Origin of the sequence: Nonomuraea sp. NPDC023979 (assembly GCF_040639085.1) — a bacterium.
Taxonomy (GTDB): Bacteria; Actinomycetota; Actinomycetes; order Streptosporangiales; family Streptosporangiaceae; genus Nonomuraea; species Nonomuraea ceibae.
Genome location: NZ_JBEZZG010000004.1, coordinates 1 through 23,427, shown reverse-complemented (window position 1 = coordinate 23,427; position 23,427 = coordinate 1). Strand labels below are relative to the sequence as shown.

The following is a 23,427-nucleotide window of genomic DNA, read 5'->3' as shown; positions in this document are numbered from 1 at the left end:
CCATCGGTAGTGGTGCGCGGCGTTCCCGGAAAGCAGACGTGGCGGGCGGACTGCTGCCGGCCGGGCCGACGCTGGCTCTACAACCGCGTGCTGGCCCACACGTAGTAGCACCACCCACATACCCGGAGGCTTACAAAGACTGTTTGCAAAGGGTCTTTGCACACCGTATGGTGTCCCCATGTCAGACTCGCCCGCCCGGCAGGAGATCACCGACGTCGAGGCGCTGAAGCTGCTGGCCCACCCCATGCGGCAGCGCATCGAACGGCAGCTCAGACATGGCCCGGCCACCTCCACGACACTCGCCCGCGCCTTGGGCGAGAGCAGTGGGCTGACCAGCTACCACCTCCGTCAGATGGCCAGGCACGGCTTCATCGAAGAGGTCCCCGAGCTGTCGCGGGGGCGAGAAAGATGGTGGCGGCACGTCCCGGCCGATCGCAGGCTCCCGCCATACAGCAGGCAGTCGCCCGAGATGCGCGCGGTGGCGGAGGAGATCAGCCGCCTCGACCTCGCCGAGGAGTTGGAGCAGCTGACCCGCTTCCAGCTCCAGCGCGGGGAGATGGGAGAGTGGGCCGATGCCCTCGCCTGGTCCCGCTCGGCGATCACGCTCACGGCCGAGGAGCTGGGCGAGTTCCTCGAGGCGTACGTGAAGCTGATCTACCGCTACAAGCGCCCGCCGGAGGAGACGCCGGAGGGCGCGCGGGTCGTGCTCGCGCGGCTGCTGGCCTTCCCTGAACCGCCCGGCGACGAGGACCGTGACGAGGGCTAGCCGGGACGTGTGAGTCCGGGCCGCCGGGTGCCAGCCCGGCGGCCCAGGAACGGAAACCGCATCACCACGCCCGCGAAGGGCGTGTCTCTACGTGTGCGAACTCCCAGAGAAAGGAGAGCAGCTCATGCTGCTCCTACGCAACTCAAGATGCCGCGGGACCGCGTTCACGGTCGCCCTTCTCGCCGCCGTACTGCTCCCCGGGTTACCTCCCGGGCCGGGGAGCGCTGCCGCCGACGCCGGGACGCGGGACGTGCGCAGCAGTGAGGTCACCTTCACCGGCGCCGGCGGCGTGACCCTGCACGGGACGGTCGTCGCCCCGCCGCAGGCCAAGGGCCGGCGCCCCGCCATCGTCATGGTGCACGGCGCGGGACCGGTCACCAGGGACGAATTCCGGGACGAGGCCGAGGCGTACGCCAGGCGCGGCGTCGTGGCCCTGATCTACGACAAGCGCACCGAGGGCTACTCCCCCGTGCGGCGCGACTACGGGATGCTGGCGGCCGACGCGCTCGCCGCCGTGCGCACCCTGCGTGCCCGGCCCGAGGTCGATCCGCACAGGGTGGGAATCTGGGGCCTGTCGGAGGGGGCCTGGGTGGCGCCCGTCGCGGCGGTGCGCTCGCCGCAGGTCGCCTTCCTGATCGTCGCGGGGGCGGTCGGCACGACTCCCGCCAGGCAGCAGGCGTGGGCGTACGGCGAGCGGCTCGCGCACGCGGGTGTGCGGGGGTCGCTCGTCACGGCGCTGCCATGGCGGTTCACCCGTTACGCTGTGGCCGCCGGGCTGTTCGCGGAGGCGGAGCACGATCCCGTACGGGAGTGGGAGCGGATACGCCAGCCGGTCCTCGCGGTGTGGGGCACCCTGGACAGGGAGGCGGTGCCCGCCGAGAGCGCGAAGATCATCGCGGCGGCGCTGGCCAGGGGCGGCAACGAGCACCACACGATCCGGTTCATCGACGGCGTGCGCCACAACCTCAACGGTACCCGTGACGACGGTTTCGACCGGCCCGGCCTGTTGCCGGCGAGCTACGCCGAACTGGAGACGGCCTGGATCGAGTCTCAGGCCGGTGGCGCGCCGCCGTCCAGCGTCAGCATCCCGGCGGCCCAGGCGCGGGCGCGGGTGAGCGAGCCGGTGGACGGGCCGCTCGCCTGGTACGAAGCGCCCTGGTGGCAGCCGGTGGCGCTCACGCTCTTCGCGCTCGCCTGCCTCGGCCATCCCGTCGCGGCCCTCGTGCGCCGGGTGCGCGGGCGCCGGGGCGTCCCCGTGGCCGCCCGGCCCGCCCGCGTGTTCGTCGCCGCGCTGGCGGCGACGACGCTGGGCTTCCTCGGCTACGTCGGTGTCCTCGCCCTGACCGGCGCGACCGTGATCGGGCCGGTCGTGCTCGGCCGGCCGGTGCCCTGGCTGCTGCTCCAGCTTCTCGCCGTGACCGTGGTCGCGGCCGGGATCACGACCGCCGTCACCGCGTGGCGCACCCGCCGCCGCCCGGCCCACGGAGCCAAGGGCGCGAGCCGCGCCGCCGTGCAGGACATCGCGCCGGCCCCTGAGGGGCGGGTCCGGCTCTGGCTGCTGCTGGTGGCCGGGCTGGCGTTCGTGCCCTGGGCCCTGTTCTGGGGACTCATCATCCCTTAGGCCCCTTTCCGCCCCGGCTCGGAGGACGAGGCCGCCAGAACCGGCGGCGCCCGCGCGAAAGTCCTCGACCTGCTGATCGACGTCGTCGCCGCGGGCCTCACGCCCGGGAAGGAGTCCCCGGCCTGCGGCCCTGCCAGGACATCGCGAGGACTGCAGGAATTTGGATGATTTCGTGAAGAAGTCAGGGGCCCCGGGCAATAACAGCGGTCCCTTACTCCCTTCCGGAAGGCGTCCTGGTGCATGAACGATCCTCTTGCGGTTGAGGCCGCGACAACAAGCGCCCACGAGGTGTCGGATTCCGAGGTGATTGATCGATCTCTGCTCGATCCTGAGAGGTTCGCGGAGATCTTCCGCAGGCACTTCCACGTCATCCACCGCTATGCCTCCGCCCGTCTCGGGCCGACAGCGGCCGACGACGTCGCGGCGGAGACCTTCTTGGTGGCCTTTCGGAATCGCCAGAAATACGGGCTGTCCCCATACGGAAACGGCCGTTCGCTTCGCGCTGATTGCCCATTCCGCGATCTACGCCATTGGCGGGATGGGCCGGTGGCGCATGCCGTGCCCCGGCGGCGTGCTGATGGGCCTCTACCTGGCCTTCCTACTTCATGGAAAGCTCACCTTCGGCGAGACGCGCCGCCGCGTCAAGGTCATCGGCCGCCTCACCGAGTTGCCCCGACCGACAATACGGCGTTGGCACTCACCACCGAGGCCGCCTAAGATCCACCCACGGTACCTACCTCGTGGGGCCAGTTGCACCGCTCCGAGGACGCGACACACAAGGTGATCGTCGGGCTGCGCGTTCCCCAGCGCACCGTCCCCAGCGCACCGGCAATGCGGCGAACTCAAGAGGTGACTCAATGATCGACGTAACCGACCACCAAGGCATCGCCGTACTCACGCTGGCCCGCGGGCCGGTGAACGCGTTGGATCTGGAGTTGCTCACCGCTCTTCCTGAGGCCCTCGCCGCCGTCGAAGGCGCCCACGCCATCGTCCTGACTGGCAGCGGGCGGTCCTTCTGCGCGGGTGTGAACCTGAAACGCATTGTGGAAGGCGGCGTCCAGTACATCGAGAAGTTCCTGCCGGCACTGAGCCGTGCGATGCTCGCCCTGTTCGAGCATCCCAAACCCGTCGTGGCCGCCGTGAACGGTCATGCCCTGGCTGGCGGCTGCGTGCTGGCGGCCGCCTGCGACCTGCGGCTGATGTCAGCCGGCACGATCGGGCTCACCGAACTCGCCGCCGGAGTGCCGTTCCCAACGGTCCCGCTGGAGATCATGCGCCATGCTCTGGGCCCGGCACTGGACACGCTGATGCTGCGAAACGATCGGCTGAATGCCGGTGAGGCCGCCGCGATCGGTCTGGTACACGAGATCATCGAGCCCGGGCATCTACTCACCGCGGCACTGCGACGGGCCGAAGAACTGTCCGCCGTCCCGCCCGAGGTGTACGCCCTGTCCAAGCTCCAACTCCACCGGCCGGCCCGCGACCGCATCGCCGCCGCCCAACCCCAGGACGAACCCCACGTACTGAAAATCTGGAGCTCGGAGCGCACCGCTCAGAGTCTGCGCGACTATCTCGACTCCCTGCGCCAGTCCCGCTGATGTGGCTCCCTCCCTAGTCAGCGACACAGCGACTGCCTTGGCCGTGCCTCTATCGGCCCCTGCCTGGAGCCCGATCACTACTCTTCGGTGTCGAGCACGACGAAGCCCAGCACCTCGCGCCAGCACGCTCCCAGCCGTTACGGATCACGACAATCGACCCCAAGTTCGGAAATGCGACAAGCCCTACGTCTCCCTTGACCGCCACCCCTGGCGGACGATCACAGGCGAGCGGTCCACTCGTGGGCGGTGAGGGCGTCAGCGCCCTTGGCTGGGAAGACGCATCGCCCCGGTCGCGACGCCGGTCAGCACGATCGAGTCGACGCGCTAGGCGCGGAGCAGGCGATCGAGGTCGGTCGCCGCGAACGCGCTGGCCCTGCGCTTGAGGACGACGGCCTCGCCCGGCAACGGCTCGATGCGCGCATGCACGAGCGTCTCGGGAGACCCTTCATGGAACAGCGTCCCCGCCCCATGCAGGCCCCTGATCAACTGGTTCCCCGCTGCCACGTCAACCCTTGAGCCCCGGAGCCCGAAACGAATGAAGATCACCGGGATTCCGGCGGCCCTGGCCGCGGGCAGAACCTCTCCCACAACGGGGATCACCTTGGCAGCGAAGGGATAATTGTCCACGATGCCCGCCTGCCGATCCTCCGGCGCAAGGCCACGGAGCAGCGGGTCCCCTCCGGCCGGGTGCGCGTCAGGCCGGCGCCCGCAGCTCTCCCCAGCCGCGTTCGCGTCCGGCGGCAGGCACCCGCACCAGCCCGACGCGGATCGGGTCGCTGAGGGCGGCCATCACCTCCGTCAAGGCGATCTCAGCCTGTTCGGGATGATGCGCCTGCCTCATCGTGATCGGGTGGCCGCTGTAGTGATCGGCGCACTCGGCCCGTACGGTGCGCACACCCACCGCTCGGCATAGCAGTTGCCCGCGGTGTGCGGGCGGGCGTCGAAGGCAGCGGTGAATTCGGTATCGCGGTCGCGGGTGAGGAAGCGGGCGGATCTGATCCCGGTCACCGAGGTCCATGAGTGGGTCGCGGGCCTGCTGGGCCGTCCAGGCGCCGAGCGGATGGGCGGTCACGCCCAGGATGAGCCGCGGCCGGTCCCCGCATCAGCGGGCGTCGGCGCGCCCTGGATGTTCGAGCAGGGCCGCCGCGAGCATGGCGGCGAGCCACTCCTCGTACTCGGATTCGCTCCACCCGCACACCTCAGTCAGCTTCTCGAAGTTCTCCGTCGAGGTGAGGACGTAGATCTGCTCGGCCGCCCGGCCCGGCGGGAGTCCGCGGCGCAACGCTCCGAGGGCGTGGAGGTGCTCGGCCGGCCCACGGCTTCCGGTCAGCCTTTCCCGTTCGATGCCGACCAGCACGTCCTGGAGTCCCGCGTCGGCCGGGGACGCGGCGGCGGCCGCTCGCAGGACGCGGTGCACGGGCTTGATACGCCGGAGGATCGCGGTCGCCATGGCGGCGTACAGGGCCAGCTTGCGCACCGGGTCCGGCTCGTCGAGGATCGCCTCGATCGCGGGACGGTCGCTCTGCGCCAGCGACCGGGCGTCCCCGGCCAGGGTGATGTCGTAGACGAGCTTGGCCAGTGAGGGCTTGCCACCCGGGCAGGAAGAATACAGCGTCTGAACAGCCACGCCGGCCTCGCGCGCCACTTCGGCCATGGTGGTGTCGGCGTAGCCCTTGGCGACCATCAACTCCCCCGCCGCCGTCGCGATCTTCTGTCGCGTGGCCTGGGCGTGTTCCTGGCGCAGGGCGCTGGAGTAGCGGCGCCGCTTCCTCTGCTCAGTCATCGGTGACCATGGTCTCAGAATATATTGACTGGATGAACATCTAATGAAAAGGTTTGATTCTCTTCAATACTTCGTTTCCCGGGAGGCGTACGGTGTCCCTGGCTCTCACCGCGTCCAGAACGGTCGCACTGTCACTGGTCGGCCTGTACGCGGGCGGGGTCCTGTTCGTGGTGCTCGCGCCGTCCGTGGGCAGCTTGCCCGGGCCCGCGTACGTCCGCTACTGGCAGGCGCTCAACGTCGACTACGGGCGCGCGATGCCGCCGCTCCTCCTGACTGGCATCGCGGCGACGCTCGTCACGTCAGCCCTGTCGTGGCCCCGCGGATGGCTCACCCTCGGCCTCAGTTCGGCGGCCCTGCTCCTGGTGATCCTCACGGTCGCCCTCACCCTGACGGGCCTGGAGCCCCTCAACCGCGTCGTGGACACCTGGAACCCGGACAAACTGCCCGCCGACTGGCACGAGATCCGTCAGCGGTGGCTCAACCTGCACCTCGTCCGGACAGTACTCGCCGTCGCGGCGTTCGCCTGCCTGCTCACCGCCCAGGCCATCGATCGCGGCTAAGACCCTGAAACCGGCAAGCCGACCTTCCGAATTTGGGGGTGGTGCCCCCTTGGCGTGAGCGAGCGGTCCGGCGTCGACCGTTCGGTGCCGGTGGGTTCCAGATCTGTGACCGTCGGCGAGGCGTCGAAGGGGCCAAGTACTCCAGTGACACTTCGCGATCTGTCCTGGCAGTGGCAGTGACGGCTACCTCGCATATCGGCGGCATACCATGCATGTACCGCCGCTCCCCAGGCTTGCGGTCCATGGGTCAGCCCTGGCTGACATAAGCGTGGCGCCGGGTGACGCTGAAACCCATGCTGCCAGCAGAAGGACTTGCCGCGCAGGGCGGCGGTCCTGCGCGGCTCCGGAGAGTACCAGCAGGTCCATCAGACATTGGACCGGCTCCAGACGCTCATTCACCGGGTGCCCATGCAAGAGGAGGTCGTCCGGGGGCTGATCGCGGGTGAGCGAGTGTCCCTCCTGCTCGCCGAGGGCGAGACCGCGCGGGCGCGCGAGCTGCTTCCTCGGCGGTGTGGGGCGCGTTCGCCTACGGCAACCCCGGTCACCTCGCCAGCGTCTGCGAGTGGCTGGGCAGGCTGCTCGCGCTGGAGGGTGATCCGAAGGGCGCGGCGCACGCGCTGAGGATGAGCGAAAGGATCAAAGGGGCGCTCGATCATGGAGACCCCGAGATCCGTGCCCTGATCAGGCATCTTGGCGAGGACGGCTATAGCGCGGCCTATCGTGAGGGCGCCGACCTGCCGAGGCAGCAGGCGATCGACCGGCTGGCCGCGATGGCCGACCGTCCGGTCTCGCCCTGAGTGGGGAGGCCGCCGCGCTCGCCGCGGCCGTCGAATGGGTTCAGCCTGCAGTCGAAGTAGTACGACGTTGTCCAAGTGGCCGGGCCGACGGGCTGGTGATGGTCAGGGGTGTGGCGCTTCACCGGGGGATCGGTTGGCCGGCGAGCAGGGGCCGGACCTTGGTGAGCATCAGGTCGAGGAATTGGTCGGGGTGGCGGAAGGAGGCGAAGTGGCTCGCGTCCTGGATGAGGGCGAAGTCCTTGACCGGGGCGGTGACGTCGTTGAAGAACCGCCGGACCGGCTCGGGCGGGGTGATCACGTCGCGCTCGCCCTGGAAGATGAAGAACGGGATGGCGAACGTGGTGCCTTCGGCCCATTCGTCGATGGTCGCGGACTCGGGCGTGACGCGCTGGGAGAAGCTCATGGCCTTGGTGTAGGCGGGCAGTTCGCGCAGGGAGTGCAGGGGCGAGGACAGCAGGGAGCCGACCACGACGGTCTTGATGGTGTCGAAGGTGAGCGGGTCGGAGCCGACGGTGTGCTTGTTGTACTGTGACCAGTCCTCGACGCGCCAGGCCGACTTGTCCGGGCCCATCGCGGTGACGGCGGCCAGTTCCTTGCGCTTGCCGGCCGTGCCAAGCCGGTCCAGCAGCGCGCGGTAGGCGGTGTGGTCGCGGCCGCCGGCGTTGATGTTCTGGTCGGTGCCCACATAGGCGGAGTACAGCTCCGGGTGGTTGCGGGCCAGGCGCAGCCCGACGAAGGAGCCGAAGGAGCAGCCGAGCAGCACGACTTTGCCGACGCCGAGCCGGGCACGGACGTGGTGGGTGACCTCCAGGGCGTCGCACTCGAGTCGCCGCAGGCTCAGGTCGCCCTGTCCGTCGGGGCCGCCGCGAGCGAAGGTCTTGCCTGCGCCGCGCATGTCCCACCGCACGATGGTGAAGTGCCGCTCCCAGACGCGGGTGCGCGAGGCGAAGATCAGGTTGGTGGCGCCGGGGCCGCCGTGGAGTTCCAGGATCACCGGGTTGCGGTGGTCTTCGCCGCGGATGGTGATCCACTGGTCGATGCCGCCGATGCGGACGAACCCGGATTCCTCGATGCCGTACGGGCTGGTGATGCGTAGCCGTTCGGCGTGGGCGGTGCGCCTGAGCCGGCGGTAGCCGAGCAGGCCGGCGGCGGGTACGGCGATGGCAGCGGTTGCGGCGATAGCGATGCCCAGCATCTGTTACTTCCTTAAACTGTTTATGGTGATAACAAGTGCGTTTACGCTATATACAGTTGCGGGAGGGTGTCAACCGACGTCCGCGAACGACCTCACCAAGGGGAGCGACCATGGCCAGGGCAGCCAAGCCGCGCGAGAACAAGGACAAGAAGGCGCGCGACCTGCCGACAGGCATCGCGCTGCTGTGGGGCGAACAGGACCAACCCGCCCGCGGCCCCAAGCCCAGCCTCACCCCCCAGCGCATCGCCCAGGCCGCCGTGACCCTCGCCGACGCCGAAGGGCTGGAGACCGTCTCGATGAACAAGGTCGCCACCGAATTTGGCGTCTCGGCCATGGCCCTGTACCGCTACGTGCCCGGCAAGACCGAACTCGTCGAGTTGATGGTCGAAGCCGTCCTCGCCGAGCCTCCCGACCTGTCGGCCGTCGGCTCCGGCTGGCGAGCTCGGCTTTCCGCGTGGGCCCACCTCCAGTGGGAGGTCTACCAGGCCCATCCCTGGCTGCTGGCCGCCACCGCCATGCGCCGGCAGATCATGGGCCCCCACCAGCTCGCCTGGATGGACGCCGCACTGGCCGCCCTGGAACCGACCGGCCTGACCGCCGGCCAACGCCACCAGGTCTTCCTCCTGGTCGCCGGGCAGGTACGCAGCCTCGCCCAGCAACGGGCCGACTTCGACGAGGACCACAACCGTGAATGGGGCCGCCTGACCAGCGAGCTGCTCAACCGCCACAGCGATCGCTTCCCCGCCCTGACCAAGGCGATCGCCGACGGCGCATTCACCTCCGCCGAGCTCGATCCCCTCGACTTCGGCCTTGATCGCATCCTCGACGGCGTCCAGGTGCTCATCGACCGTGCCTAGCGAACCCCTACGATCGCTGACCTGCTGACACTGCTGCGACGTAGGTGAACGACGGCATCCGTCGGCGGCCCGAGTCGACCGGCAAGGACTCGCGCAGACCAACGCGATTTGGGCTCATCGACGTGACTCTTGGTCCCTACAGCGCCAAGATCCGGTCCGATCCTCCCCGGGGGCCGATCCGCCCGCAGAAAGTGCTGTGTGACCTGCTCGGGATCAACGCGGTCACGATCGGCCAGGCGATCAAAGCCGCCCGAGGCCCTCCCATCGGTCAGGACAACGCTACGCAGAAAGGGCGGAAGGAGTCGCAACGCTGGTGATGGGACCGGCCAGGAGATTCTTCGCGGATCGCACGAACTCCGTGACGAGTGGGTTCGTGTCTGCGGTCCGGGTGGCTACGACGATCTGGCAAGGCTCGATCCCGTCGAGCGCAACGGTGACCAGGCCGGGGCGCAGGGTGTGGCGCCGGTCGCCGGCCGGGACGATGGCGATGGCGGTGCCGTCGGCGATGGCCTCGAGTTTGTCCTCGTAGGTCTCGGCCAAGGTAGGACCCACCGGGGCGGGTTCGCTGTCCGATCGGGGTTCGAGCCGCCAGAAGGTGGTCCATGCGACGCCCATCCCGGTGCAGCCCACGAGTGGTTCCGCGGCGATGTCGTCGGCCGTGACCGCCTCTTTCCCGGCGAGGCGGTGCGAGGCGGGCACGAGCAGGACCCGGGCCTCGGAGTACAGGACCGTCACCTCCAGTTCCTCGGCCGGGATGGGCAGCGGCGTGCGGGTGACCAGGACGTCGACCTGCCGCTCCAGCAGCATGGAGGCGTCCTGTGAGCCGAGGTGACGAGTGCGGACGTGGGCGTCGGGACAGCGATGGCGCAGGTCGCGCACGGCGGATGTGATGACGAGATCGTCGGCGTACCCGATGGTGATCGTGCGCGCCGGCGCCGCGGCCCGGGCGGTCCGGACCGCCTGCTGGGCGCCGTGCAGCAGTTGCTGTGCCTGGGGCAGGAAGGCCGCGCCCGCGGCGGTGAGGCGGCTGCCCTGGGTGGTGCGTTCCAGTAGACGCACGCCGAGAGTGTTCTCCAGGCGCTGGATCTGGCGGCTCAGGGAGGGCTGGGCGACACGCAGTTCCTCGGCCGCTCGGGCGAAGTTCAGCTGCTCGGCGACGACCGTGAAGTACCGGACCAGTCGTAGGTCCAGATCGGGAAGCATGTCCTCAGGCTAGTCCCCCGTTATGCAGTTCTTGCATCACGAGGTGCAATACAGGACTTGGACGCCTACGCCGGCACGGTGGTGTCATACCTGGCATGACCATTGTCTTTGTCCACGGCGTCCCGGTGACCTCTGCGGTCTGGACCCCTCTGATCAGCAAGCTGCCGAAGCCCCGGCGGCAGGACGTCGTCCGGCTCTCACCTCCGGGCTTCGGCGCCGCACTTCCTGCGGACTTCGGTGCCACCTTCCTGGACTACCGGGACTGGCTCATTGACGAGCTGTCGCGGCTCGGCACCCCGGTGGACCTGGTCGGTCACGACTTCGGCGGCGGTTACGTGCTGGAAGTCGCGATGGCCCGTCCCGACCTGGTGCGCAGCTGGACCAGCGACACCATCGGCGGGTACGAACCGGGCTTCACGTGGCATGAGATCGCAAAGACCTGGCAGACGCCGGGGGACGGGGAACGCCACATCGAGGACACCTTCTCGGGAGACGCCGCGGAACGGACGGCGCGCATGATCTCGTGGGGCATCCCGGAGCCGGCGGCCGGCCAGGTGGCGCTCGGGCAGGGCCCCGAGATGGGCAGAGCCATTCTGTCGCTGTACCGCTCGGTGCCCGAGAACATGCTGGCCGAACGCGGGCGCGATCTGGCAGCCGCAGCGGCCCGGCCCGGACTGGTTCCCGTGGCCACCGACGACCTCACTGCCGGCAGCGTTGCCCTCCGCCACCGGGCCGCCCAGCGCGCCGGCGCCCGTGCCGTCGACCTCGACGGGCTCGGTCACTGGTGGATGCTGCAGGACCCGGCCCGGTCCGCCCGCATGCTGTCGGACTTCTGGGACAGCCTGTGAAGCGGCACCTCCGGAAACCATTGATCTTGACCACCGCGCAACCCGATCACGGAAAGATCGCCCTCACCTCATGACCATGCACATCCCCGATCAGACCGGCCGGACCGTCATCATCACCGGCGGCAGCAGCGGCATCGGCAAGGCCACCGCTGGCGCGCTGGCGGCGAAGGGCGCCCGGGTCATTCTCGCCGTACGCGACCAGACCCGCGGGCGCGCGGCCGCCGCCGAGATTGGCGGCCTCACCGAGTCACGCCCGCTCGACCTCGGGTCGCTGGCCTCCGTGCGTGAGTTCGCCCGCACGGTGGACGGCCCCGTCGACTATCTGATCAACAACGCCGGTTCCATGACCCATACCCTGCAGCACACCGCCGACGGCTTCGAGAGCCAGCTCGGCGTCAACCATCTCGGACACTTCGCACTGACGAATCTGCTCCTGAGCCAGATCGCCAGGCGGGTGATCACCGTGTCCTCCACCAACTACCGCAACGCGCACATCGACTTCGAGGACCTGCAGTGGCAACGACGGCCCTACCGGCCGTTCGGCGCCTACGGACAGACCAAGCTGGCCAACCTGCTGTTCACCCGAGAGCTGCAGCGCCGCCTGGACAGGGCCGGCTCACCGATCCTGGCCACGGCAGCGCATCCCGGCTGGGCAGCCACCGGATTCACCATGACCACCGGCCGGCGGATCCTTGACCACACCCTCGCACTGGGAACGCGGCTCCTGGCCCAAAGCGCCGAAGGCGGGGCCCGGCCGACCCTGCTGGCCACCGTCGGCAACGTCCCCGGCGCCAGCTTCTCCGGCCCCAGCCGGTTCGGGGTACGCGGCCCCGCCGCCCTCGAAGAACTGTCCGGTGAAGCCCTCGACGATGACACCGCGCGAAAGCTCTGGGAGGTTTCCGAACTCCTCACCCATGTCAAGTTTCCCCTGCCCACCGCCTGAGCGGCCGGTCTGACCAACTGGCGCCGTGGCTTCACGACTTCCGGGGCTGTAGCGCCGCAACTGCTGTCCACGACGTCCATGACGACCTCCAGGCGCCGTCCGGGCAAGATCGCCGCCACCGAGCAGCCAAGCCGGTCCCAAGAAACACCAGCTCAGAACAGGTCTACGAGCCTGAAGCGGTACAGGCGCGAGCGGCTTTCGCGTGTCTGCCTTGGGAGGGGCCCTGCTCGGCCATCGTCAGCGCGAGGGGCTCCGCAGGTGGCGGCGGCCGGGTAGCACGAGGGAGGTGACGGTTCGAGCGGCGGCGGTCAGTAGGCTCCCTTGCCTGGCGGGTCATCCATCTCACGCGTCGAGCCCCTCCGCGTCGGCGTCCGGGCCCAGGGCCGGCCCCTGGTCGAATGCGGCCTCGAAGCCTGCTTCTCCCAGCGCTGCCTTGAGCGCGGCGGTGATCCGGTCCACGTCGCCACGCTCGGCCGCCGGCAGCGGGGCGCCCGCCGAGGCGCGGGCCGCGGCCGCGGCGCCCAGCAGGCGCGCGGCCCGCACATGGTCTCCGGCGAGGGCCCACGCCCCGGCGAGCCCTTCCCGGGCCAGGGCGACGGCCCGGGGATCGCCGGTGTCCCGGGCCGCGGCCAGCCCTTGCAGGTGCAGCGCTCGTGCCGTCTCCGTGTCCCCGCGCAGTTCCGCGATGAAGCCGAGCTCGGCCAGGATCAGCGCCGCACCGTACTCCGCGTCGAACTGCCGGTTCCACTCCAGCCAGCGGCGCAGGTACGACTCCGCCCGATCGAACTGACCCTGCCGACGCGCCCCCAAGGCAAGCCCGATCTCGGCGTACTCCTCGGCCGGCTGGTCCCCCTGCTCGACGGCAAGACGCCGGCCTCGCTCGTGGAACTCCTCCGCCCTGGCGTGGTCGCCGGTCAACAGGGAGATCCTGCCGAGTTCGGACCAGCGCATCGAGGCGTCGGTCCACAGTCCCAGGTCCTCAGTGATCTGCAGTCCCTCCCGGTGCAGGCGGCCGGCCTGCGGATAGTCCCCCTCGATCTCCGCCACCCGCCCGAGCACGGCCATGGCCTGCGACTGCCCCCACCGGTCGCCGATCTCGCGGAAGAGCGCGAGGCTCTCCTCGGCCTCGCGCCGGGAAGCCTTGAGATCGCCGCACACGTACGTCTGCATCCCCCGGGCGCTGAGCCCGGCCGCGAGCGCCCAGCGGTCGCCGAGCGCGCGAGACCCGGTCAGCACCCGGTTCAGCAGTTCCTCGCCCACCGCGAATTCTCCGAACCGGGTGAGCGCGAAGCCGAGCAGCCAGCCCGCCCTGGTCCGTTCGTGCGGGTCGCGGATGCCCTCGTACACCTCCAGGACGGCGCGGCTGTGGCGTGCCGGCCCGTCGGGGGCGCCGGAAAGCAGGCTCATCCCGGTCTGCCAGGCCACGGTGCCCGACCGGTCCGGCACCCGATCGGCGGTGGCGCCCTCCGCCGGGTCCGGCGTGCCCGCGTCGGGTCCGGGAGGATCCTGCGGCTGGGCGAGGGCCAGGGCGAGGTAGCGGTTGGCCTCGCTGAGACGGCCGCGCAGGAACCAGTACCAGGTCATCGCGTGGACGAGCCGACGCATCAGATGAGCGTCGCCGTCGGCGGCGGCGCTGTCGAGGGCGCTGCGGAGGTTGGCGGTCTCGGCGTCCAGGCGGCGCAGCCCGTGCTGCTGGTTGGCGCCGCGCAGTAGGGGGTCGGCCCGCTCGGCGAACGCCGCGTAGTAGTGCGCGTGGGCGCGGCGCACCCGCTCGTGCTCGGATTCCCGCAGCCGCTCCAGGAGGTACGCCGAGACCGATTCGAGCAGCCGGTACCGAGGGCCGTCCGCCTCGTGGGCGACCAGCACGAGGGAGCGGTCGACCAGGCGGGTCAGCAGGTCCAGGACCTCCGCGGGCTTCACGCCGGCGCCGGCGCATACGGCCTCGGCGGCCTCCAGGGTGCAGCCGTCGGAGTGGACGGCGAGCCGGCGCAGTACCGCCTGCTCGGCCGCGGTGAGCAGTTCCCAGCTCCAGTCGATCATCGCGCGCAAGGTCTGCTGCCGCGCGGGGGCGCCCCGGTGGCCGCCGGTGAGCAGCCGGAACCGGTCGTCCAGGCGCCTGGCCAGCTCATGCACGCCGAGCACTCGTACCCGGGTGGACGCCAGCTCCAGGGCCAGCGGAATCCCGTCGAGCCGGCGGCAGATGGAGACGATCGCCTGGGCGTTGTCCTCGGTGAGCTCGAAGCCGGGGGAGGCTGCGGCGGCACGCTCGAGGAACAACCGCACCGCGCTCGACGCGCGCAGCACCGCCAGGCCGGCCGAGCTCCCGGGCAGGTCGGGCGGGGGCAGATCGAGCGGGGGCACTGTCCAGACCCACTCTCCCGGAACGCTCAGCGGCTCCTGGCTGGTGGCCAGGATCCGTACGTACGGGGCGTTGCGCAGCAGCGCCTGGACCAGGTCGGCGGCGGCCTCGATGACGTGCTCGCAGTTGTCCAGGACCAGCAGCAGGCGCTGGGAGCGGAGCGCGTCGGACAGCCGGTCGAGCAGCGTGTGCGGCCGCCTGCCCGGCAGGGGGCCAGGATGGGCGTCGTCCCGGATTCCCAGCGTCGTGGCCACTACCTCGGCCAGTTCGTCTTCCGTGGCCGAGGTGCCGGGTCCGGTGGAGAAGGCCTGCGAGGCGAGCTCCACGAGCCAGACGCCGTCGGCGTACGAATCGGTCAGGCCGGAGGCCACCTCTACCGCCAGGCGGGTCTTGCCGACCCCGCCGGGGCCGGTCAACGTCACCACGCGGCCTGCCGCGATCAGGGCGCGGATCCGCTCCACGGGCTTCGACCGTCCGATCAGACCGGTGGCCGGGGTGGGCAGGTTGTTGTGGCGGCGCGGTGCGGGCGCGGGTGGCGGGACGGCCCGCAGAGCCGGGTCCTGTCGCAGGACCTCCTGCTGCAGGGCGGCCAGTTCGGGGCCCGGCTCAAGGCCCAGCTCCTCCTCCAGCCGGCGGCGTAGATCCTGGTAGCTGTCCAGGGCCTCGCTGGCCCGGCCCGCGCCGTACAGGGCGCGCATGTGTGCCGCGCGCAGCCGCTCCCGCAGTGGGTGGCGGGCGGTCAGGTCGCCGAGTTCCCCGGCGAGAAGGCTGTGCTCGCCCAGTTCGAGGCGGGCCTCGGCCTGCTCCTCCAGGGCCAGCAGGCGCTGCTCCTCCAGGCGTGTGACGGCTGCGCGCGTGAAGTCTTCGTCGATGAAGTCCGCGAAGGCGGGACCGCGCCACAGTGCCAGCGCCTCGGTGAGAAGCCCGGCACGCTCGCGGGGGTCGGCGATGGCACGGGCGCGCGTGGTGAGCGCGCTGAACCGGCCCGCGTCCACCGCGTCGTCCGCCACGTCGAGGACGTAGCCGGGTCCCCGGCGTAGCACCAGCTCCTGTTTCCCGGACCGGCCGAGTGCCCGCCGCAACCGCGACACCAGGGTCTGCAGGGCGCCTGTGGGATTCGCCGGCGCCGCGTCCCCCCACAGTTCGTCCACGAGCCGGTCGGCGGAGACCACCTGCCCCCAGGACGTCAGCAACGCCGCGAGCAGTGCGCGCACCTTCGACTCGGGCACCACCACGAGTTCGCCGTCCGCCGACCAGACGGCGAGCGGGCCCAGCACCCCGAAACGCATGGACTCACCGTACGGCCACGTCGCCCCTGCCTGGCCTGTCAGCCCACCGCAAGCGGACCGAGAGAAAACCGCGAGCCCGGTCCCGCACGCTCTGGTGTGCCGGTCGGACCGGCACCCACCCGAACGTTTGACCAGGGAGTCACCATGAGCAGGTTCGCAGGCAAGAAGGCCGTCGTCACGGGCGGCACTCACGGAATGGGCCTGGCCATCGTCCAGGCGCTCCTGGAGGGCGGCGCCGAGGTCGTCCTCACGGGCCGCAACGAGACGAAGATCGAGCAGGCGCGCACCGAGCTCAAGCCGGACTCCGCGCACGTCGTGCGCTCCGACGCGGCCAGCATGGCCGACATCCGCGCGCTCGGCGACACCGTGCGGGACAAGCTCGGCCGCATCGACTACCTCTTCGTCAACCACGGCATCGCCGAGGTGCAGACGCTGGAGGAGGTCACCGAGGACTCCTGGGACCGGCACTTCGCCGTCAACGCCAAGGGCGCCTTCTTCACCGTGCAGAGCCTGTCACCGCTGATCAACGACGGCGGGGCGATCGTCTTCACCACCGTCGCCAACGACCTGATCTTCCCCGGGCTGAGCGCCTACTCCGGCTCCAAGGAAGCGGTACGCGCGGTCTCCCACGTCCTGGCGGCCGAGCTCCTGCCCCGCAAGATCCGCGTCAACTCCGTCGCCCCCGGCTACATCAAGACCCCCACCATGGGCGTCGCCGGGCTGAGCGAGGAGGAACGCCGTGAGTTCGAGCTGCAGGGCAGCCAGACCACTCCGCTCAAGCGCAACGGCACCGTCGAGGAGGTCGCCGCCGCCGCACTCTTCCTGGCCGCCGACGCGACCTTCACCACCAATGTCGAACTCCCGGTCGACGGCGGCTTCGCTCAGGGCCTCAGCGGCGCCCACTGAGCCGACCCCCGCCACCAGCCGCCGCCCCGCCCACGGGCGGGACGGCGGCCCGCGAACAGAAAGGTCACGACCATGAGCATCGATATCGACACCTTCACAATCCCCTTCTATCCGGCCGGGCGTGAGCCCGCGGTCGGCGCCGGGCCCGTCCAGGGCAGCACCGAGGGAGGCCGCTGATGTGGGACGACGCCGCGGACAGCCCTGACCCGTCAGTCGCCGAGCACGTGCGCCGCTATCTGGCCACGGACGGCCGCGACGGCTACCTGGAAGGAGGGGTGACCAACCTCGTCCTCACCGTCAAGGGACGCAAGTCGGGCCGGTGGCTGCGCACGGGACTGTTCTTCGGCGAGGACGACGGCCGCTACGTGCTGGTGGCGTCCGGCTCGGCCATCACCCACACGCATCCCGGTTGGTACCTCAACGTGGTGGCCAACCCGGAGGTCGGCGTGCAGATCCTCGGCGAGCGGTTCACCGCCAGGGCGCGTACCGCCGAAGGGCCGGAGCGGGAGCGGCTCTGGCGCATGATGGCCGAGCTCGCGCCGGTCTACCGGACCTACGAGGCCAGGAGCCGTAGGAAGATCCCCGTGGTCGTCCTGGAACCCATCAGACCAAGGCAGACAGATCCACACCCACTGTAGGAACCCACGGACGTGACTCAGTGCGGACGGATCTCCCGACCCCATGGCCAGGACGGTCGTCATGGCCTTCCGCCTGCGCACCCCCGTCGCGTCCCGAACCGGCCCAAGGATCCGCCCCCGCAATCGTTCGAGCAGCAAGGAGACGACGATGACCAACCACGTGGCGTCGTTCGACGAGATCAAGGATGAGTTCGACACCTACATCGGCGACATCGTGTATGCGACCATGACGACGGTCGACCAGAAGGGACGACCCCGTGCACGGGTGCTGATCCCCGTCTGGGAGAGCGTCGACGGCCTGCCACTGGGCTGGCTCGCCACCTACAAGACACCTGTCAAGGCCGCCCACCTGGCGGGCAACCCGCACAGCACGTTCTCCTACTGGACGCCGCGGCAGAACGCGGTGAGCATCGACACCGTCGCCACCTGGGTCGACGACCTGGAGACCAAGCGCCACGTCTGGGACCTTTACCGGCGTACGAGCCCCCAGGGGGCGGGCTACAACCTGGGCAACTTCTGGCGCGACCCGGAAGACCCGAAGCTGCACGTCCTGCGGCTGGAGCCGTGGCGCGTGCAAGTGATCAGACGCGGCAACCTGCCCGGCAGACTCTGGTACGCGCCAGGGAAACGCTGAACGACCTGAAGACACCACCGAGCCGCCCCGGTCGGGCTCGTCGTCAGTCCTCCCCCATGACATGATCAAGCTCCTCGTCATGGGGCGCCCGACCGCAGGTCCAGGACGCCGTCACGGGCTTCGCTGAGCGGTGGCCGATCAGCTCCGGTCAGATCGCGGGACGCGGAGGATGGGCACTGGATCGGCGGCGAAGCGCGCGGTGCGCGGATCGCGCTCGTCGCCGAACCGGCGGGTGAGGATGTCGTACAGTTCGGGACGCCGGCCCTGCAGCCAGCGTCGTCCGGTGGACAAGGGCAGCAGGCTCAGGTCGAGGTCGGCAGCGACCATGGCATCAGCGGCGGCCCAGGTCTCGGCGAGGACGCGGCCATAGGGGTCGAGGATCATCGCGTTGCCGGTGCGGATCTCGTCATCGTCCTCCCCGACACCATTGCTGAACACGACGAACAGGCCGTTGTCGTGGGCCCGGGCGGGCAGCCAGCGCATCAGCCACTCGCGTCCGTTCGGTCCGCGCAGCTCCGCTTCGATCGCTTCGGGGTCGTGGTGCCTGCGGTGCCAGAGCTTCGCAGGGATGGGGCGCATGCCATGTGGGCTGCGGGAGGCGGTGCCGCCGGTCTGGTGCGGCGCGATGAGCACGGAGGCGCCCATCAGTGCGGTCGCCCGTACGTTCTCGACCAGGTTGTTGTCCCAGCAGATCAGGATGCCCGCGCGTACGCCCCACGGAGTGTCGAAGACGGTGTAGGCATCGCCGCTGCTGATCGCCTCGTGTTCGAAGGCGTGCAGCTTGCGGTGCCGGTGGACCTGCCCGTCCGGCAGGCATACGGCATAGCTGTTGAACAGCCGCCCCTGCTCGCCGGCCTCCAGGAACCCCACACCCACAGCCACACCGCGCTCCACCGCCAGATCGCGTACGCGGCCGACGGATGGCCCCGTCAACGGCTCGGCCAGCTCGCGCAGCCGCTCGGCCGAATGCCGGCGCAGGTGCCAGTAGCCCAGCAAGCACATCTCCGGAAAGGCGACGAGGTGCGCCCCACCGCCGACGGCCTCCCGCACGTAGTGTTCGACCCGGCCCAGGTTGTAGGCCTTGTCATCCGGCCGGTGCTCGAACTGCACGCTCGCGCATCTCAACCCGTCGCCGTTCGCCTGGCGTGGCTGCTTCATCATGGCCTCCCGTCACCCGTTCAGGACACCAGGACATCGCACGAGACTCCGATGCGTCCAATGAATGTTTTATGGCGTTCCATAGGATGAACGAATGGACATCGGTCTGCTCCGCGCCTTTCTCACCGTGGCCGAGCAGCGCAACTACGGGCGCGCCGCCCGGCTGCTCCTGGTGACGCAGCCCACGCTGACGAAGCAGATCCAGTCCCTGGAGGCACAGGTCGGGGGCCGGTTGTTCCACCGCGGGCGCCACGGCGCCACACCGACCGAGCTGGGAGCGGCCCTGCTGCCGGAGGCGCAGGATCTGGTGCGACGGGCCGACGCCTTGGCCGTGCGGATGGCCAGGATGGCCGGCGGCGAGATCGGCAGACTGTCGGTCGGCTTCGGGCTCTCCAGCATCGACCTGACTCCGCGCCTGGTGGCGGCCTTCCGGCGCAGCCGTCCCGACGCGTACGTCACGCTGGAGGACATGTCCTCCCAGGAGCAGCTCGACAGGCTTCGCGCTGACGAACTGGACGTCGGCTTCGTCCGCCTTCCCGACGAGGACGGCTGGGGGCGGCTGATCCTGGGGACCGACCGCCTTGCGCTCGCCTCGGCCGATCATGGAGATCCCCCTCCGCCTGACCCGGCAGACATCTCACGCTGGGTGGATCGCCGGGATTTCGTCCAGTTGGTGACAGCCAGAGGCCCAGGACTGGCACGTCAGATCAACCGCTTCTGCACCGCCGTCGGGGCCCGGCCCAGCATCGTCCAGGAGGCGCATGACCTGCAGACCGTGCTGGCGCTCGTGGCTGCCGGGAGCGACGCCGCGTTCGTCCCGGCGAGCGCCGCCCGCATCGCTCCCTCGCCGATCATGATCACGCCGCTCCGGCATCCGGCAGCGGAGTGGCGCATCGCCGCGGTCTGGAATCCCGGTCATCTTCCGCCGTTGGTCGCGAGCTTTCTCGACCTCGTCCGCGATGGCTCGGCTCGATGAGACGCAGGTGTGGCCACGCGTCAGATGGATGACGAAAGATGGCCGCCGCGACGCTGCACGCTGTAGCGCGCCTGCCTGCCCGGCCCCGGCTCGTGGCTCCTTCTCGCGCGGCGCTCTCCGTGTGCGGAGGGACGGCCTCTGAACAGCCGTGACACCGGCCGTTCCGGCCAGGACCGTGGCCATCAGACCTCTGCCTCAGCTCATACTTGCCTCTCAGCCCGAAGAGCAGGATCTGCCTCCGGACGCCTTTGGGCGGCGAGGCGACCCGGGTTACCAACCCTGCCTGAGCCGGGGGCGTCACGTCCGGCGGGACGTGGGAGGATCGCGTGCGTCCGCTGATCGAGTCGGGTCACGGTAAACGAATCGGAGGTCTCGTTCCATGGTCAGCGTCAGCAGGGAGACTCCGGAACAGACTCATGAGCGCCTCCGCCGCGTGATCACGATGGCGGATCTCACCGTGCACGATGGTGTGTGGTGCTTCGAGGAGTTCCCCGCCGACCGCCCGCCGGCACTCACCGCTGACACCTTGGCCGTGGTGCGTGACAGCGAGAGCTGGAGCCGGCTGGTCCCGCTGCGCCCCGGAGTCGCAGACGTCGAGCACTTCGGGATCTTCTCCTTCCATTTCCCGGCCGAACTCGACAACAGCGGCTTCGTCGGCTGGCTGGCCGGCCACCTCAAAGCCGAGTTGGGGACCGGTGTGTTCGTCATCTGCGGCAGCAACCGAGCTCGGGGCGGCATCTATGACTACTGGGGCTGCCCGGTCGACCTCCTGGCGGAGGCCGTAGTGATCGTTCGGGCGATGCGCCTTGCCCAGGGTTGATCAACCAGCGGCACCGGCCCCCGGATGTCCCGTCCGCCCGCGTTCAGGACCGTGATGGATGTGCCGCCCCACTCCGATGTGTCGATGCTGACGTCCCTGCGGGCGAGCCGGTGGTTCACCACGGCACCCGTCAGCGACGAGGAACTGCGCCAGGTGCTGGAAGCCGGCCGCTGGGCCGGCTCGGCCCGTAACCGGCAGCCGTGGAGGTTCGTGGTCGTACGCAGCGGTGCAGTCCGCCGCCGGCTTTCGGGCCTGGGCGCCTACGCCGCGCACCTCGCCACGGCGCCGGTCGTGATCGCCCTGGCCGTCGACGAGGACGCCGGCGGTGAGGACGCCCAGTTCGACGCGGGCCGCGCCGCGCAGAACATGATGCTCGCCGCCCACCTGCAGGGCCTGGGGAGCTGCCCCGTATCGTTCTTCCCCGCCACCAACGCCGACCTGGCCGGCCGGATCTGCCGGCTCACACCGCCCTGGCGAGTGCGTACCGCTGTATGCCTGGGCCACCCAGCCCCTGCCCCGACCGGCAAGTCCGCCATCCCCACCGGCCGCCTGCCCCTGGCCGCACTCGTGACTGAGATCACTGATCCGACCGGCTGAGCCGGCCTCATGTGCCTGACAAGATCCCATCTTTCTGCGCTGCAAGAAGGGATCAACAACCCAGGACAACGATCGCTGTACGGCGGCCGGGCAACGGTGCTGCGGTTGATCATTCCAGTGGCCCGACAGCCGCTTGGACGGCCTTGGAGATGGTGCCGGATCGTAGGAGGTCGAGGGCGGTCGCCATCTCCGTCTCGAACCATCGGTCACCGTGGAGGGCCGGCGGGATGGCGGCGCGGATCACCTTCAGCGCGGCCTGGGTTCCCGTGCCGAGGGGGAATGCGGCGGCCTGCGGTTCGACCAGTGACAGTGCCTGGGCGGCCATCAGCATCTCGACGGCGACGATCTGTTCGACGTTGGCCACGATGGTGCGGGTTTTTCTGGCGCACCAGGTGGAGTTGGAGACGTGGTCTTCCGCGTTGCCCTTACCAGGAATGGAATCGATCGAGCCGGGCGTGGCCAGCGTGCGGTTCTCCATCACCAGGGCGGACATGGAGCATTGCATGGCCGCATAGCCGGTGTTGACGCCTGGGAGTCCGGCGTTGAGGTTGCGTGGCAGGCCATAGCTCATGGTGGGTTCGATGAGGCGGGCAAGGCGACGCTCACTGATGGACCCGAGATCCGTCAGGGCAATGGCCATGAGGTCCATGACCTGGGCCAGCGACTGCCCGTGAAAGTTGCCCCCCGAGATGACCTGGTAGTCATCACCGCTAGCGAACATCAGCGGGTTGTCGGTCGCCGAGTTGATCTCGACGCCCAGAACCCGATCGGCATAGTCGAGCGCATCACGTACGGGCCCGTGCACCTGCGGAGCACACCGGAACGAATAGACGTCCTGAATTCGCGGCGGCGCCGCTTGACCCTCCGCCCGATTCTCATCCGGAAAGACCACCTGCCGCGCCGACGGTGAGCAGCGTCGCGAATCGCCTGCCATCCTGAGCACGTTGCGGGCGGTGCGCTGCTGACCCGGATGCGGCCTGGCCTGGTGCACCGGTGGCTGAAAGGCCGCCAGCTCACCACGCATCGCCTCCAGACTCATGGCCAGGGCGATGTCGGCAGCCTGCACAACAGATCGTGCATCGTGTGCGGCCAACACCCCCAGAGCCAGCGAGACGGTGCAGCCGTTGAGCAGGGCCGCGGCGTCCTTGGCGCCCAGCCTCATGTCCACAGCGAGCCCGGCGGCGGCGATCGCCTCCCGCGCGGACAGCGACTCGCCCTGGTATTCGATCCGCGCCTCGTGAAAGCCGCTGAGGGCAGCAGCCATGTACGCCAACGGCGCAAGATCTCCGGACGCACCCACCGAACCCTTGCACGGGATCACCGGGTGCAGGTTCCGGTTGACAAAGTCCAGCAGCCGGTCGACGACAGCGACGGTGGGCCCGGAGAAACCGGCCGCGAAGGCGTTCGCCCGTAACAGCATGGTGGCCCGGACCACATCCTCCTCATAGGGTTCCCCGACACCGACCGCATGCGCCTTGATCAGCTGGTGCTGGTAGAGCTCCATTTCGGCAACCGGCACCCGTCGATCCTTGAACAGCCCGACTCCCGTGTTGAAGCCGTACATCAACGGTGCCTCATCATGCATCCAGTGCGCTTCGATGTAGGCCCGAGCCCGGCTCAGCCGCTCCCGCGCTGCCGATGCCAGCGCAACCTCCTCGCCAGGGGCATGCTCGTCGCGGCGGGCCACCCGTACGACCTCGGGCGCGGTCAGGCTCTCTCCATCGATCATGATCGTCATGCTTGACCAATGTGCCAGCTCTTCTTACACGAGTCCAGATCAACAGTGAACGCTTTTCATCCTGCTTCACGGAGTTGAAGAACGAGGATGGCTTTGACGAGCTGACCTGCGAGAAGAGGGCAACACCGTAGCTTGCGAAGG

The 23,427-nt window shown here is 69.6% G+C and carries 22 protein-coding genes; 14 read left to right on the top strand and 8 right to left on the bottom strand.

Annotation, left to right across the window (positions count from 1 at the left end; all coding sequences use genetic code 11):
- The first annotated feature begins 178 nt into the window (after window positions 1–178).
- The 3 genes from AB0G11_RS09380 (at window position 179) to AB0G11_RS09370 (ending at window position 3,985) form a co-directional block, all read left to right on the top strand.
- Window positions 179–766: a helix-turn-helix domain-containing protein gene (locus AB0G11_RS09380; RefSeq protein WP_219517194.1), complete on the top strand. Its 588-nt coding sequence runs from the start codon at window positions 179–181 to the stop codon at window positions 764–766.
- A 124-nt stretch (window positions 767–890) separates the two neighbouring features.
- Window positions 891–2,387, top strand: a complete 1,497-nt coding sequence (locus AB0G11_RS09375; protein ID WP_357584997.1) for a dienelactone hydrolase family protein — start codon at window positions 891–893, stop codon at window positions 2,385–2,387.
- An 857-nt stretch (window positions 2,388–3,244) separates the two neighbouring features.
- Window positions 3,245–3,985, top strand: a complete 741-nt coding sequence (locus AB0G11_RS09370; RefSeq protein ID WP_357584995.1) for an enoyl-CoA hydratase/isomerase family protein — start codon at window positions 3,245–3,247, stop codon at window positions 3,983–3,985.
- Between the two features lie 324 nt (window positions 3,986–4,309).
- Here the strand turns inward: AB0G11_RS09370 and AB0G11_RS09365 are convergent, their stop codons facing one another.
- From AB0G11_RS09365 to AB0G11_RS09355, 3 genes are all read right to left on the bottom strand, one after another.
- On the bottom strand, window positions 4,310–4,612 hold the full coding sequence (locus AB0G11_RS09365; protein ID WP_357584993.1) for an isochorismatase family protein: 303 nt from the start codon (window positions 4,610–4,612) through the stop codon (window positions 4,310–4,312).
- 67 nt (window positions 4,613–4,679) lie between these two features.
- Complete coding sequence (locus AB0G11_RS09360) at window positions 4,680–4,886, bottom strand: hypothetical protein (protein WP_357584991.1); 207 nt, start codon at window positions 4,884–4,886, stop codon at window positions 4,680–4,682.
- A gap of 201 nt (window positions 4,887–5,087) precedes the next feature.
- The gene (locus AB0G11_RS09355) at window positions 5,088–5,768 is read right to left on the bottom strand and encodes a helix-turn-helix domain-containing protein (RefSeq protein WP_219510531.1); all 681 of its coding nucleotides are present in this window, start codon (window positions 5,766–5,768) and stop codon (window positions 5,088–5,090) included.
- Window positions 5,769–5,860: 92 nt separating this feature from the next.
- Between AB0G11_RS09355 and AB0G11_RS09350 the strand changes: the two genes are divergently transcribed.
- The gene (locus AB0G11_RS09350) at window positions 5,861–6,328 is read left to right on the top strand and encodes a DUF1772 domain-containing protein (RefSeq protein ID WP_219510530.1); all 468 of its coding nucleotides are present in this window, start codon (window positions 5,861–5,863) and stop codon (window positions 6,326–6,328) included.
- 509 nt (window positions 6,329–6,837) lie between these two features.
- Window positions 6,838–7,125 carry a hypothetical protein gene (locus tag AB0G11_RS09345; RefSeq protein ID WP_357584989.1) on the top strand — a complete coding sequence of 96 codons (288 nt, stop codon included), beginning with the start codon at window positions 6,838–6,840 and terminating at the stop codon, window positions 7,123–7,125.
- Window positions 7,126–7,243: 118 nt separating this feature from the next.
- On the opposite strand, the gene AB0G11_RS09340 is transcribed toward AB0G11_RS09345, so the two are convergent.
- Entirely contained in the window at window positions 7,244–8,320 is a 1,077-nt protein-coding gene (locus AB0G11_RS09340) for an alpha/beta hydrolase (RefSeq protein ID WP_357584987.1), read from the bottom strand.
- A gap of 110 nt (window positions 8,321–8,430) precedes the next feature.
- On the opposite strand from AB0G11_RS09340, the gene AB0G11_RS09335 reads away from it, so the two are divergent.
- Complete coding sequence (locus AB0G11_RS09335) at window positions 8,431–9,177, top strand: TetR/AcrR family transcriptional regulator (protein ID WP_357584985.1); 747 nt, start codon at window positions 8,431–8,433, stop codon at window positions 9,175–9,177.
- A 279-nt stretch (window positions 9,178–9,456) separates the two neighbouring features.
- Here the strand turns inward: AB0G11_RS09335 and AB0G11_RS09330 are convergent, their stop codons facing one another.
- Window positions 9,457–10,380, bottom strand: a complete 924-nt coding sequence (locus AB0G11_RS09330; RefSeq protein WP_219510526.1) for a LysR family transcriptional regulator — start codon at window positions 10,378–10,380, stop codon at window positions 9,457–9,459.
- Window positions 10,381–10,475: 95 nt separating this feature from the next.
- Between AB0G11_RS09330 and AB0G11_RS09325 the strand changes: the two genes are divergently transcribed.
- Window positions 10,476–11,228, top strand: a complete 753-nt coding sequence (locus AB0G11_RS09325; protein WP_357584983.1) for an alpha/beta hydrolase — start codon at window positions 10,476–10,478, stop codon at window positions 11,226–11,228.
- 70 nt (window positions 11,229–11,298) lie between these two features.
- Entirely contained in the window at window positions 11,299–12,171 is an 873-nt protein-coding gene (locus tag AB0G11_RS09320; protein WP_357584981.1) for an oxidoreductase, read from the top strand.
- A gap of 342 nt (window positions 12,172–12,513) precedes the next feature.
- Here AB0G11_RS09320 and AB0G11_RS09315 read toward each other — a convergent pair whose 3' ends face one another.
- The gene (locus AB0G11_RS09315) at window positions 12,514–15,819 is read right to left on the bottom strand and encodes a BTAD domain-containing putative transcriptional regulator (RefSeq protein ID WP_357584979.1); all 3,306 of its coding nucleotides are present in this window, start codon (window positions 15,817–15,819) and stop codon (window positions 12,514–12,516) included.
- Between the two features lie 144 nt (window positions 15,820–15,963).
- On the opposite strand from AB0G11_RS09315, the gene AB0G11_RS09310 reads away from it, so the two are divergent.
- From AB0G11_RS09310 to AB0G11_RS09300, 3 genes are all read left to right on the top strand, one after another.
- Window positions 15,964–16,725: an SDR family oxidoreductase gene (locus tag AB0G11_RS09310; RefSeq protein ID WP_219510521.1), complete on the top strand. Its 762-nt coding sequence runs from the start codon at window positions 15,964–15,966 to the stop codon at window positions 16,723–16,725.
- A 176-nt stretch (window positions 16,726–16,901) separates the two neighbouring features.
- Window positions 16,902–17,363, top strand: a complete 462-nt coding sequence (locus AB0G11_RS09305; RefSeq protein WP_357584978.1) for a nitroreductase/quinone reductase family protein — start codon at window positions 16,902–16,904, stop codon at window positions 17,361–17,363.
- A 148-nt stretch (window positions 17,364–17,511) separates the two neighbouring features.
- Entirely contained in the window at window positions 17,512–17,997 is a 486-nt protein-coding gene (locus AB0G11_RS09300; protein ID WP_219510519.1) for a pyridoxamine 5'-phosphate oxidase family protein, read from the top strand.
- A gap of 138 nt (window positions 17,998–18,135) precedes the next feature.
- Here the strand turns inward: AB0G11_RS09300 and AB0G11_RS09295 are convergent, their stop codons facing one another.
- Window positions 18,136–19,158, bottom strand: a complete 1,023-nt coding sequence (locus AB0G11_RS09295) for a nitrilase family protein (RefSeq protein WP_357584976.1) — start codon at window positions 19,156–19,158, stop codon at window positions 18,136–18,138.
- A gap of 91 nt (window positions 19,159–19,249) precedes the next feature.
- Between AB0G11_RS09295 and AB0G11_RS09290 the strand changes: the two genes are divergently transcribed.
- The 3 genes from AB0G11_RS09290 (at window position 19,250) to AB0G11_RS09280 (ending at window position 21,548) form a co-directional block, all read left to right on the top strand.
- Window positions 19,250–20,131, top strand: a complete 882-nt coding sequence (locus AB0G11_RS09290; RefSeq protein ID WP_357584974.1) for a LysR family transcriptional regulator — start codon at window positions 19,250–19,252, stop codon at window positions 20,129–20,131.
- A 379-nt stretch (window positions 20,132–20,510) separates the two neighbouring features.
- Complete coding sequence (locus AB0G11_RS09285) at window positions 20,511–20,951, top strand: DUF6196 family protein (protein WP_357584972.1); 441 nt, start codon at window positions 20,511–20,513, stop codon at window positions 20,949–20,951.
- An 84-nt stretch (window positions 20,952–21,035) separates the two neighbouring features.
- Entirely contained in the window at window positions 21,036–21,548 is a 513-nt protein-coding gene (locus tag AB0G11_RS09280; protein ID WP_357584970.1) for a nitroreductase family protein, read from the top strand.
- Window positions 21,549–21,657: 109 nt separating this feature from the next.
- Here the strand turns inward: AB0G11_RS09280 and AB0G11_RS09275 are convergent, their stop codons facing one another.
- Window positions 21,658–23,286, bottom strand: coding sequence for an aromatic amino acid ammonia-lyase (locus tag AB0G11_RS09275; protein WP_357584968.1), 1,629 nt, complete (start codon window positions 23,284–23,286; stop codon window positions 21,658–21,660).
- Between the last annotated feature and the right edge of the window lie 141 nt (window positions 23,287–23,427).